Here is an 11,775-nt window from a genome sequence, read left to right as displayed (position 1 = left end):
CTGACGACCAGCGTCGCCACCAGCGGCAGGATGAAGAACACGAGGAACACCGCCGCCATCGGCGCGGCCTGCCAGTAGGGGGTCCATCTCGACGCGGTCATCGAAGGGGTCGGCATGGCGGCTCCGGGGCGGTGAAACGGGGATCTCGCGGTCGTCGCATCTGCGGCCCACCCCTCTCCCTCCCCCCGCAAGGGGGGAGGGACGATGAAGGCGAGGACCTTTTCCCCCCGTGGCATCGCGCCGCGGCGGGAGCTCGTTCTGCAGGGACCGGCTCGATCCGGCGTCCCCTCCCCCTTGTGGGGGAGGGACAGGGAGGGGGGTGAGCGGCGCCCGCCGAACGCAGGATGGGCACGCACACCAAGCAAGGAAGAAGGGGCGGCCTGCGCCGCCCCCTCGCCATGGTCATCAGGCGGCGATGAACTCGTTCCACTTCTTGATCATGTATTCGTTCTCGTCCATGACCGAGTTCCAGCAGGCCACGCCGCCCATGCGCGCCTCGTAGGAGCCGCCGTCGCGCACCGCGCCGGCCTTTTCCAGGAGCGTGCCGTCCGGGGCCAGGATGTCCTTTTCCGCCGGCTTGCCTTCCATCCAGAAGGCCCACTCGTAGGGCTCCATGTGCTCCTTGGCGGTGTCGAGCACGGCCGAGTAGTAGCCCTGGCGGTTGAGGTAGGCGCCGGCCCAGCCCGAAAGGAACCAGTTGATGAACTCGTAGGCGCCGTCGAGCTCCTTGCCCTTGAGGGTCTTCGGCAGGCCGAAGCCCGAGGCCCAGGCGCGGTAGCCTTCCTTCAGCGGCTGGTAGGTGCAGGCGATGCCCTTGGAGCGCACGGCGGTCACGGCCGGCGACCACATCGACTGGATCACGACCTCGCCGGACGCCATCAGGTTGACGCTCTCGTTGAAGTCGGACCAGAAGGCGCGGAACTGGCCGGCCTTCTTGGCCTCGGTCAGCACGGCCATGGTCATGTCGATCTCTTCGCGGGTCATGTTGCCCTTGTCCGGATACTTGTACTTTCCGGTGGCTTCCACGACCATCGCGGCATCCATGATGCCGATCGACGGGATGTTGAGGATCGAGGCCTTGCCCTTGAACTCGGGGTTCAGCAGTTCCGCCCAGCTCTCGATCGGCCGGCCGATGATGTCGGGGCGGATGCCGAGCGTGTCGGCGTTGTAGGTGGTCGGGATCAGGGTGATCCACTCGGTCGGCTCGGCCGAGAAGGACTTGCCGTACTGCTTCTCCAGGTAGAACACCTTGGCCGGGGCGGTGCCCTGCAGGCCGACCTTCTTGCCGTTGATCTCGCCCTTGGTCATCACCGTGGCGAGCTTGTCGGCATACTTGATCTTGTTGGCGTCCATGCCCATCAGGTTGCCCGACGGCACCAGGTTCGGCAGGGAGAAGTATTCGCTGTCGACGATGTCGAAGGAATTGGGCTGGGTGATGATCCGCTTGGTCACGTCGTCGGTGGTGACCGGGATATACTCGATGGTGATGCCGAGGTCTTCCTTCGCCTTCTTCGCGATGTCGGCCGACTGGTTCACCGCCGTGCCGAGGTAACGCAGGGTCACGCCTTCTGAGGCGATGACCGCCGGGAAGCCGGTGATGGCGCCGGAGCCGGCGGCGAGCGCGGCGGTGGCGGCCGCGCCCTTGAGCACGTCGCGGCGGCTCACGGCCCTGGAGGTGATGTCTTTCGTCGTCATGTCGGACTGTCCCCTGTTGTCATCTTTGATGTGTCGGCGTCGCCGGGTGGTTGGAGCGCGGCGCCGGCCTCAGGCCGATGCCGCGAGTTCGTGGATGTCGCGGCTGTCCCAGCCGATCGCGGCGCGGGCGCCGGGCTCGACGGGACTGGCGAAGAAGGTGCGTTCGGGCACGATCGCCAGCAGTTCCTGCTGGTCGTCGCCGGCCAGGGTCACGACCACGGTGTAGCCCTGGTACTCGACGCTGGTGACGGTGCCGCCGCGGGTGTGGACGGTCGGCATGGCGGTCTCGTCGGCGCCGAGGGCCACCTTGTCGGCCCGCACGGTGACGCGCTTGCCACCGAGGTCGATCACGTTGTGGCCGCCCATGAATTTGGCGACGAACTCGGTGGCGGGCCGGTCGAAGATCTCCTGCGGCGTGCCGGCCTGCTCGATCTTGCCGTGGTTCATCACCACCGCGAGGTCGGCGAGCGCCATCGCCTCTTCCTGGCCGTGGGTGACGTGGATGAAGGTGATGCCGAGCTCGCGCTGGAAACGCTTCAGCTCGGCGCGCATGCGGATGCGCAGGAACGGGTCGAGCGCCGACAGCGGCTCGTCCAGCAGCAGGATCACCGGGTCCGTCACCAGCGAGCGGGCGAGCGCCACGCGCTGCTGCTGGCCGCCGGAGAGCTGGGCGGGCAGGCGGTCGGCATAGGGCGTCATCGCCACCAGCTCGAGCATCTCGTCGGCGCGCTTGTGGCGGTCGGCTTTGGAGGCGCCGCGCATCTTCAGCGAGAAGGCGACGTTGTCGCGCACCGAGAGATGGGGAAACAGCGCGTAGCTCTGGAACATCATTGCCGTGCCGCGCTTGACCGGCGGCTCGCCGTTGACCACGCGGTTGCCGATGACGATGTCGCCGTCGGAAATCTCCTCGTGGCCGGCGATCATGCGCAGGGTCGAGGACTTGCCGCAGCCGGAGGGGCCGAGCAGGCAGCAGTAGGTGCCGGCAGGAATCCGGATCGAGATCCGGTCGACGGCGACGGTGCCCGAATAGCTCTTGGTCACACTCGCCAGTTCGAGGTCGGCTCCACGAGACATGTCGGGCTCCTGCGGCGGTTGCTGTCTTGATGGCCGCCGCAGGCGAGGCCGGCGGCGGTTCGCAACCCTGTTGGCAAGCGACGTGCCAACTGCGCGGTGCCGGGCAAAACGCCGGGTGAATCAGCGGGCTGTGCGGCACGGTCGGAGCGGGGTACGATGACGGCCGGCGGCCCTCTGCAGGGTCATGCCGAATTTGCGGGCAATTGCACACAATCACTGCGCCAATTTGTATACAATCTCGATTTGCGGAGCCGGCGGGCGCCCGATATCCTTGGTCATGGCGTCGCTGCGGCCGGACCGGACGAGCGGCGCGGCATGCGCGGTCCGGGAGGCTGGAGCTTGACCGTCGGCGGAGTGAAATCGGCGCGTTCCCGCGCCCCTTCACGGGGCAGCGACGGCGGTCGGGCGGCGGACCCCGGCCTTGGCGGCCGGGCAGGCGCGGGCCTGCGCGGCGCGCGGGCGCGGGCGATCTATGTTTCGGTCCTCGAGGCGATCCTGTCCAACCGGCTGTCGCCGATGACGCGGCTTCCCGAGGACGATCTCGGCAGCATCTACGGCGCCAGCCGCACGATCGTGCGCTCGGCGCTGGAAGCGCTCGCCCATGACGGCGTCATCGTCATCGAGCCCAACCGCGGCGCCTTCGTCGCCAGCCCCGGCACCGCCGAGGCGCGCGAGGTGTTCGACGCGCGGCTGCTGATCGAGCCGCAACTGGCCGCCCGCGCGGCCGAGCGCGTGTCCTTTGCCGACATCGCGGCCCTGCGCCGGCATCTCGACGCGGAGGAGGCCGCCGTCCACGGCGAACGGCAGCAGCAGGCGATCCTGCTGTCGGGGCGATTTCACGTGCTGATGGCCGATGCGGCGGGGCAGGTGACGCTGGCCCGCTTCGTGCGCGAACTCGTCTCGCGCTCGTCGCTGATCGTCGCGCTCTACTGGCGGCGGCGCGATGCGACCTGCGCCTGCAGCGCCCACCGGGCGCTGGTCGAGGCGCTGGCTGCGGGGCGGCCGGAGCTGGCCCAGCAGCTGATGCGCGATCACCTCGCCGAAACCCTCGACGGGCTCGATCTGACCGACCCGCGTCAGGGCGTCTCGGATCTGTCTGCCGCACTCACCGGCGGCTGACGCCCCGGGGGCCGGCCATCATCCCGTTCATTGCCTGCGTCACGCCGGCTTGGCGGCGGCGGCCGAAGGCGTTCCGCCGGCGGCGGGCAGGGCCGCCGGCACCGGGCTCATCGTCGTGGGGATCTGCGCGGTCGGAAGGACGGAGGCGGGGGGCGCGAGGGACAGGGCCGGCCCCGGTGCCGCGGCACCGCCCGCGGCTGCCGCACCGCCGCCATCGGCCCGGCCGGTTGCGCCTTCGGCCAATGCCGGCAGAGTTTCGGCATGAACCTGGCGGATCGCCCTCAGCTTGCCGGCGAGGGCCTCGAGCCGCATGTCGTTGGCCCGGTTGACGGCGACGGCGGCGCTGATCCGGGCCTCGCGCATCACCTCGGGATCGGGCTCGCCGTCGTCATCCAGCGCCACGAGGCGCAGGTCGTCGGCGATGCGGGCGATGGCAAGGTCGGAGAGAGCGTTGCGGTCGTCGTCCGCGCGCGGGTCGCGGCTGTGCTCGGGGCGGATTGCTGCCGGGCCGAACCGCAGCGGCTCGGGCGACGCGGCCTGCGCAGGGGACCGCAGCGCGCGGGCGATCCGGGCCTCGATCGCGGATTCGGCCAGGCCCAGCCGGTCGCGCAGCTCGCGCAGGCTGGCCTCGCGCTGGTCGAGATCCTCGCGCAGCCGCTGCGCCCGGCTTTCCGTCTCGCCGACCTGCGCGACCAGATCCGCGTTGCGGGCCCGCAGTGCGGCGGCCTCGCCTCCGGTGCGTTCGGCCAGGATGCGCGCCTCGACCAGCCGGTCGCCGAGATCGGTGGCCTTGCGTTCGAGCCGGGCGGTGCTGGCGGCATGGACCGCGCGCAGGGCATCCTTCTGCGCGGAAAACTCCTCGAGCGTCATCGGCAGGCGGGCCTCGATGTCGCGCCGGGCCAGCCGGGCGGCGCGCCGGGCATAGGCCGGCAGCACCAGCAGGGCCAGAAGCCCCGCGGTGAGCGCACCGAGCGTGAAGAACATCGCCTGTTCGATCAAGATCGCCTGCCAGAGCCCGTGAGGGCAAGAGTGTCGAGAAACCGGGTCTTGAAGAGACGACTTTGCCGTGACCGTCGCGCGGGGCCGGGCCCGTCCGGATGGACTGGCAGATGCCGCGTAAATCCTTCAGGCGCCAAGCATAAGCCGATGCGACAGGCGGATCAACGCCACCCGGTCAGAAGGGATTCCACGTCGGCTGCGGTGTGAACTTCAGATAGCCGACGTTGATGCCGAGCCGGGCGCCGACGCCGGAGCGCACCGGCACCAGCACGATGTCGTCCGAGCGCATCGCGGTCATGCCGAAGCCGCCGACCACGTAGGCCGAGCCGTCCACGCCGGCAAAGCGCCGGTAGATCGCGTCCACCGACGGCAGGTCATAGACGAGGATCATGGTCCGCGCGCCGTCGGCGCCGAGGTCGAGGCCGAAGGTCGGGCCCTGCCAGAAGACCTTGAGGTTGCCGGCGTTGCGGGTGAACAGCGTGCCCTCGCCGTAGCGCAAGCCGCCGAAGATGGCGCCGGTGCCCTCCTGGCCGAGGATGTAGCCGTTGGGCTGGCCGTACTGGGCGACCGCCTTTTCCACGACGCTGGCCAGACCGGCCGAAAGCTGGCCGAAGAACTGGTTGCCGGCGCCGACCAGTTCCTCGCCGGAGTAGCCGGTGTCGCCGGTCTGCTGGGCGGCCGCCGGCAGGATGGAGGCCGGGCCGAGCGTGGTCGCGAGCGCGGCCACCAGCAGCAGACTGCGGAAGAGCCGAGTGAAGATGCCCTGCATGCGATCGTTCCCTTCTCGTCGAGACGGCGCCCCGATCCCCGGGCACGGCAGACCGGTTGCAGCCGACCTCACACCCTCCGGGACGTCTAGCAATTGGTCGATCATGGTTGCCAGCCGGTTAACGGTCCGTCAGGCAACGAAGGGGCCCGCATGCCGGTGAGGCGCCGTGCCGGGTTCGTGCCGAATGTGGGGCGCAAGAGTTCCTTGGGGTTTTCATGCTCTGGTCGGGGCCGGAGGCGTGATCATGGTGGCCCTACAGTCGAAGACGAATCCGGCATCACGACGGCAGCGCCCCGCGGCGCGCGGCGCGCTGTGGCGGGCGTGCGGGATGATCGCATGGCTCGCTCTCGCCACGACGCCGGCGGCGGCCCTCAACGAGCGCATCGTCCACGACACCTATACCGGGCTTGCGCTCTACGGCTTCGACCCCGTCGCCTATTTCACCGAGGGCGGGCCGCGCGAGGGCAAGGCCGACTACGAGAGCGAACATGACGGCGTCTTCTGGCGCTTTGCCAGCCGGGGCAACGCCGCCGCCTTCGCCGCGGCGCCCGCGGTCTATGTCCCGGCCTACGGCGGTCATTCGGCCGTCGCGGCGGCGGCCGGCTTTCCGGTGCCCGGCGCGCCGGAGTTCTTTGCCATCCGCGACAACCGGCTGTTCCTCTTTTCCTCCGCCCAGCAGCGCGACCAGTGGCTGAAGGATGCCGCGCGGCTGATCGCCGAGGCCGATGCCCGCTGGCCGGTGATCATCGAGAGCCTCGCTTCGCGCTGAGCCGTCCGGCGGCAGGGTGACGGCGGGTTGGCAGTCGGGGCGGGGGCGTGTATCCAGTCGCAGCGGGAAAAACCGCGGCAATCGACGATTCGGCAGGGAACGGAAAGGCTCGCGTTCCCCCGAAATGGGTGGAGAGGCGCATGTCCACGGATTCCAAGATCGCGGCCCTCGATTTTGCGGCGCTTCTCTGCTCCAAGGTCTGCCACGACATCATCAGCCCGGTCGGTGCGATCACCAATGGTCTCGAGGTTCTCGACGAGGAGAACAACGAGGACATGAAGGAATTCGCCTTCGACCTGATCCGCAAGAGCGCCCGCACCGCCTCCGCCAAGCTCCAGTTCGCACGCCTTGCCTTCGGCGCGGCCGGCTCTGCGGGCGCCGAGGTCGACCTCGGCGATGCCGAGAAGGTGGCCAAGGGCTACATGGAGAGCGAGAAGGCCGAGTTCGTGTGGAACGCGCCGCGGCTGCTGCTCCCGAAGAACCAGGTCAAGCTGCTGCTCAACATGCTGCTGTGCTCGCTGCACGCCATCCCGCGCGGCGGCGTCATCACCGTGACGCTGGAGGGCGGCGCGCCCTGTCCGCTGCAGCGGATCGAGGCGCGGGGCACCGCCGCGCGCATTCCGCCGCGGCTCGTCGAACTGCTGGCCGGCGAGATCGACGCGCGCCCGACGCCAGGCGATCCAGCCTATTACGCCGGCCTTCTCGCCCGCGAAGCCGGCATGCGCGTCACGGTCGAAAAGACCGAGGATACTGTCGTCGTCTTCTCGGCCGCGGCCAATCCCGCGGACGTGGCGCCGGCCGACGCGCTCTGACGGCCCTAGTCGTCACATCTCTACTTGCATTGTCTTGCGCGGGGATCATGTTTTCCCGTGCCGCGTGTTGTCGGAATCTTGCCCGGTACATAAAAGTCCGGATATCCGGCTTCAGCCAATGTTAACCGTTTGACCCGACACTTCTGGACGGGGAACGTGCCCGAGGATCTTTCCGCAGGATGGAAAGCCGTGGCGCGGGTGCCGTCCGGGGAGTGCGCACATGGATGATCTTCTGAGGGAATTCCTGACGGAGACGAATGAAAGTCTGGACGTCGTTGACGTCGAGCTCGTGAAGTTCGAGCAGGAGCCGAACAACGCACGTATCCTCGACAACATCTTCCGTCTGGTCCACACCATCAAGGGAACCTGCGGGTTCCTCGGCCTGCCGCGCCTCGAGGCGCTGGCGCATGCGGCCGAGACCCTGATGGGCAAGTTCCGCGACGGCGCGGCCGTCACCCCGGAGGCGGTCAGCCTCATCCTCCTGACCATCGACCGGATCAAGGCGATCCTCGCCGAGCTCGAGGCCCGCGAGGGCGAGGAGCCGAAGGGCGAGGACACCGACCTCATCAAGCAGCTCGAGGCGATGTCGATCGCCGGCGACGCCAGCATGGCCGAAGCCAAGAAGAAGCCCGCCAAGCCCGAGACCCGCGGCACGCTTGCCGACCAGACGCTGGAGCGCGAGCTGCGCCTCGGCGAGGTCTCGCTCGACGAGCTGGAGCGCGCCTTCCGCGAGACGGCCGTCGAAGTCACCGTCGCCGAGGAGGAGGTCGTCGAGACCACCGCGGCGGCCGGCATCGACTTTGCCAAGGTCGCCGCCGAACTCGACGCCCGCATGGGCAAGACCGGACCGGTCAAGGCGATCGCCAAGGCCGCCGTCAAGAGCGACGAGGACGCCGGCGACAGCGGCGAGGCCAAGGCCAGCGTCTCCAGCCAGTCGATCCGCGTCACGGTCGAGACGCTCGAGAACCTGATGACGATGGTCTCGGAACTGGTGCTGACCCGCAACCAGCTGCTCGAGATCGTCCGCCGCCACGAGGACAGCGAGTTCAAGGTGCCGCTGCAGCGGCTGTCCAACGTGACGGCCGAGCTGCAGGAAGGCGTCATGAAGACGCGCATGCAGCCGATCGGCAACGCCTGGCAGAAGTTGCCGCGCATCGTGCGCGACCTTGCCAACGAGCTGAAGAAGGAAATCGAGCTGGAGATGATCGGCGCCGAGACGGAGCTCGATCGCCAGGTTCTCGAACTGATCAAGGATCCGCTCACCCACATGGTCCGCAACTCGGCGGACCACGGCCTCGAGACCGTCGAGGGCCGGCGCAAGGCGGGCAAGCCCGACAAGGGCATCATCCGTCTCTCCGCCTATCACGAGGGCGGCCACATCATCATCGAGATCGCCGACGACGGCCGCGGCCTCAACGTCGAGCGGATCAAGCAGAAGGTCGTCGAGAACGGGCTGGCCACCGAGGCCGAGCTCGAGAAGATGTCCGACGCGCAGATCAACAAGTACATCTTCGCCGCGGGCTTCTCCACCGCTGCCGCCGTCACGTCCGTCTCCGGGCGCGGCGTGGGCATGGACGTGGTGCGCAACAACATCGAGCTGATCGGCGGCACGGTCGACCTGAAATCGGTGTCCGGCAAGGGCACCGCCTTCACCATCAAGATCCCGCTGACGCTGGCGATCGTCTCGACGCTGATCGTCGAATCGAGCGGCGACCGCTTCGCCATCCCGCAGCTGTCGGTGGTGGAACTGGTGCGGGTCCAGTCGAACTCCGAGCACCGCATCGAGCGGATCAAGGAGACGCCGGTCCTGCGCCTGCGCAGCAAGCTGCTGCCGCTCGTCACCCTCAGCAACATGCTGGGCACGGCGGACGCCTCCAGCGCCACGGCCGACGACGGCTTCATCGTCGTCATGCAGGTCGGCAGCCAGACCTTCGGCATCGTGGTCGACGGCGTGTTCCACACCGAGGAAATCGTCGTCAAGCCGATGTCGAAGATGCTCCGGCACATCACGATGTTCTCGGGCAACACGATCCTCGGCGACGGCAGCGTCATCATGATCATCGACCCGAACGGCATCGCCTCGGCGATCGGCACCTCGGTGACGGCCGAGATCGGCGACCTCAGCGACCACGAGAAGGTGCAGGCGGTGGACGACACCAATGCCCGCGTCTCGATGCTGCTGTTCCGTGCCGGCTCGCCCGAGCCGAAGGCCGTCCCGCTGTCGCTGGTCACGCGCCTCGAAGAGTTCGAGATCGAGAAGATCGAGCGCTCCAACGGCCGCGAGCTGGTGCAGTACCGCGGCTCGCTGATGCCGCTGGTGCGCATGAACGAGATGGTGCGTCACCGCACCGAGGGCACCCAGCCGATGCTGGTGTTCTCCGACGCCGGCCGCTCGATGGGCCTCGTGGTCGACGAGATCGTCGATATCGTCGAGGAGCGCCTCGACATCCAGGTCGGCTCCGACATCCAGGGCGTGCTGGGCTCGGCGGTGATCAAGGGCAAGGCGACCGAGGTCATCGACATCGGCTACTACCTGCCGCTCGCCTTCGAGGACTGGTTCTTCCGCAAGGAATTCGCCCAGGCCGCGCTCACCCGTCGCCTGCTGTTCGTCGACGACAGCCCCTTCTTCCGCAACATGCTCGGGCCGGTGCTGAAGGCGGCCGGCTTCGAGGTGACGATCTGTGCGTCGGCCACCGACGCGCTGCGCCGGGTCGCCGAGGCGCCGACCTTCGACGTGATCGTCTCGGACATCGAGATGCCCGGCGTCAACGGCTTCGAGTTCGCCGAGACGCTGCGCCGTGATCCGCGCCTCAAGGCCACGCCGATCATCGCGCTGTCCGCCCTCTGCACGCCGGCCTCGATCGAACGGGGCCGCCAGGCCGGCTTCGACGACTATGTCGCCAAATTCGACCGGTCGGGGCTGATCGCCTCGCTCAAGGAACTCACCAACCAGGACATGGGGATGGCGGCATGACCAGCATCACCGGCGACAACAACAACGACAAGGGTCTGGCCTCCGACAGCATCCAGTTCGTGACCGTGGTGATCGGCGGGCAGCTGTTCGGCCTGCCGATCCACAAGGTCCACGACGTGTTCGTGCCCGAGAGCATGACCCGGGTGCCGCTGGCCCAGCCCGAGATCGCGGGGGTGCTCAACCTGCGCGGCCGGATCGTCACGGCGATCAACATGCGCCGCCGGCTCGGCCTGCCGCTGCGCGAGGGCGCCATGGCATCATGGCGGTCGGCATCGAGTTCCGCTCCGAGTCCTACGGCCTGATCATCGACGAGGTCGGCGAGGTGCTGACGCTGCCCAACGGCACCCGCGAGCCGAACCCGTCGAACCTCGACCCGCGCTGGGCCGAGATCTCGGGCGGGGTCCACCGGCTCGACGGCCAGCTGATGGTGATCCTCGACGTCGAGCGCGTGCTCGGCAGTCTCTACGAACAGATGGCGGCGTGAGGCCGCTGACGGAATACACGGCGGCATGAGGCCGCCGGTCGCCGCCAGGGGCGGCGAACCCTCCAGCGGTCCGGCACGCAGGTGCGTGCCGGCCGGCGAGGGGGCCAGAGGCGGCCGCGGGCGCGCGATCGGCCACAGATGGAGCTCAAGATGAAAAGCTGTCTCGTTGTCGACGATTCCAGCGTGATCCGGAAGGTTGCACGCCGGATCCTGGAGGATATGTCCTTCGCCATCACCGAGGCCGAGGACGGCGAGCAGGCGCTGCGCGCCTGCCTCGACCACATGCCCGATGCGATCCTGCTCGACTGGAACATGCCGGTCATGGATGGCATCGAGTTTCTCGGCAAGCTGCGCAAGCTCGACGGCGGCAACGCCCCGAAGGTCGTGTTCTGCACCACCGAGAACGATGTCGGGCACATCGCCAAGGCGATCCGCGCGGGTGCCAACGAATACATCATGAAGCCGTTCGATCGCGAGATCGTCGAGGCGAAGTTCCAGGAAGTCGGCCTGATCTGATCCCGTCCGGGGTCGATCGGGACGTGACGAGCGGAAGAGAAGAACAATGACGGCGACACTACAAGCCACCCCTCCTCCTGGCCCGGTCACGGATCCGATCAAGGTCATGGTCGTGGACGATTCAGTCGTGATCCGCGGCCTGATCGGCCGCTGGGTCGACGAGGAACGTGCAACCGCCGTCGTGGCGAGCCATCGCAACGGCCGGCTGGCGGTCGAGGACGTCAAGCGCGCCAATCCGGATGTGGTGGTGCTCGACATCGAGATGCCCGACATGGACGGGCTGACCGCGCTGCCGCTGCTGCTGAAGGAAAAGCCCGGTCTCGTGGTGATCATCGCCTCGACGCTGTCGCGCCGCAACGCGGAGATCAGCCTCAAGGCCCTGTCGCTGGGTGCGGCCGACTATGTGCCCAAGCCCGAGGGCAACAGCCGCGTCACCACCTCGCCGGAGTTCCGGCGCGAGCTGATCGAGAAGATCATCAGCCTCGGCGAACGCGCCCGGCGCCGCGGTCAGCGCCCGATGAGCGCGACGCTGGCGATGCAGGCCCGCAGCGCGTCCGCGCCGGC

Annotated in this window: 10 protein-coding genes and 1 pseudogene; 7 read left to right on the top strand and 4 right to left on the bottom strand. The window is 68.4% G+C overall.

The window, feature by feature from the left end:
- Nucleotides 1–405: 405 nt before the first annotated feature.
- On the bottom strand, nucleotides 406–1,695 hold the full coding sequence (locus A6302_RS17285; RefSeq protein ID WP_069308083.1) for an ABC transporter substrate-binding protein: 1,290 nt from the start codon (nucleotides 1,693–1,695) through the stop codon (nucleotides 406–408).
- Between the two features lie 69 nt (nucleotides 1,696–1,764).
- A complete protein-coding gene (locus A6302_RS17280; protein WP_069308082.1) occupies nucleotides 1,765–2,769 on the bottom strand; it encodes an ABC transporter ATP-binding protein in 1,005 nt (334 codons plus the stop codon).
- 444 nt (nucleotides 2,770–3,213) lie between these two features.
- On the opposite strand from A6302_RS17280, the gene A6302_RS17275 reads away from it, so the two are divergent.
- Nucleotides 3,214–3,888, top strand: coding sequence for a GntR family transcriptional regulator (locus A6302_RS17275; protein WP_069308085.1), 675 nt, complete (start codon nucleotides 3,214–3,216; stop codon nucleotides 3,886–3,888).
- A gap of 39 nt (nucleotides 3,889–3,927) precedes the next feature.
- Here A6302_RS17275 and A6302_RS17270 read toward each other — a convergent pair whose 3' ends face one another.
- Together A6302_RS17270 and A6302_RS17265 are read right to left on the bottom strand one after the other, a co-directional pair.
- Entirely contained in the window at nucleotides 3,928–4,872 is a 945-nt protein-coding gene (locus A6302_RS17270) for a hypothetical protein (RefSeq protein WP_141703882.1), read from the bottom strand.
- 190 nt (nucleotides 4,873–5,062) lie between these two features.
- Nucleotides 5,063–5,656, bottom strand: coding sequence for a DUF1134 domain-containing protein (locus A6302_RS17265; RefSeq protein ID WP_069308080.1), 594 nt, complete (start codon nucleotides 5,654–5,656; stop codon nucleotides 5,063–5,065).
- Between the two features lie 328 nt (nucleotides 5,657–5,984).
- Between A6302_RS17265 and A6302_RS17260 the strand changes: the two genes are divergently transcribed.
- The 6 genes and pseudogenes from A6302_RS17260 to A6302_RS17235 all read left to right on the top strand — a co-directional run.
- Entirely contained in the window at nucleotides 5,985–6,425 is a 441-nt protein-coding gene (locus A6302_RS17260; protein WP_069308079.1) for a YHS domain-containing (seleno)protein, read from the top strand.
- A 140-nt stretch (nucleotides 6,426–6,565) separates the two neighbouring features.
- On the top strand, nucleotides 6,566–7,237 hold the full coding sequence (gene chpT, locus A6302_RS17255) for a histidine phosphotransferase ChpT (protein ID WP_069308078.1): 672 nt from the start codon (nucleotides 6,566–6,568) through the stop codon (nucleotides 7,235–7,237).
- 220 nt (nucleotides 7,238–7,457) lie between these two features.
- Complete coding sequence (locus A6302_RS17250; RefSeq protein WP_069308077.1) at nucleotides 7,458–10,211, top strand: hybrid sensor histidine kinase/response regulator; 2,754 nt, start codon at nucleotides 7,458–7,460, stop codon at nucleotides 10,209–10,211.
- Nucleotides 10,208–10,695: pseudogene (locus A6302_RS17245) on the top strand (chemotaxis protein CheW). Before A6302_RS17250 ends, A6302_RS17245 begins: the two are co-directional and overlap by 4 nt.
- A gap of 150 nt (nucleotides 10,696–10,845) precedes the next feature.
- Entirely contained in the window at nucleotides 10,846–11,211 is a 366-nt protein-coding gene (locus tag A6302_RS17240; protein ID WP_069308084.1) for a response regulator, read from the top strand.
- A 106-nt stretch (nucleotides 11,212–11,317) separates the two neighbouring features.
- Nucleotides 11,318–11,775: response regulator (locus A6302_RS17235; RefSeq protein WP_141703880.1), on the top strand; the 458-nt coding region annotated here is incomplete at its 3' end.

Source organism: Methylobrevis pamukkalensis (assembly GCF_001720135.1).
Lineage (GTDB): Bacteria > Pseudomonadota > Alphaproteobacteria > Rhizobiales > Pleomorphomonadaceae > Methylobrevis > Methylobrevis pamukkalensis.
This window is presented reverse-complemented; position numbering and strand designations above follow the sequence as displayed.

Coding starts and splice junctions, on each gene's coding strand:
- A6302_RS17265 (WP_069308080.1), bottom strand. CDS start 5,656: ATGCAGGGCATCTTCACTCGGCTCTTCCGCAGTCTGCTGCTGGTGGCC.
- A6302_RS17260 (WP_069308079.1), top strand. CDS start 5,985: ATGATCGCATGGCTCGCTCTCGCCACGACGCCGGCGGCGGCCCTCAAC.
- A6302_RS17280 (WP_069308082.1), bottom strand. CDS start 2,769: ATGTCTCGTGGAGCCGACCTCGAACTGGCGAGTGTGACCAAGAGCTAT.
- chpT (WP_069308078.1), top strand. CDS start 6,566: ATGTCCACGGATTCCAAGATCGCGGCCCTCGATTTTGCGGCGCTTCTC.
- A6302_RS17285 (WP_069308083.1), bottom strand. CDS start 1,695: ATGACGACGAAAGACATCACCTCCAGGGCCGTGAGCCGCCGCGACGTG.
- A6302_RS17270 (WP_141703882.1), bottom strand. CDS start 4,872: ATGTTCTTCACGCTCGGTGCGCTCACCGCGGGGCTTCTGGCCCTGCTG.
- A6302_RS17250 (WP_069308077.1), top strand. CDS start 7,458: ATGGATGATCTTCTGAGGGAATTCCTGACGGAGACGAATGAAAGTCTG.
- A6302_RS17240 (WP_069308084.1), top strand. CDS start 10,846: ATGAAAAGCTGTCTCGTTGTCGACGATTCCAGCGTGATCCGGAAGGTT.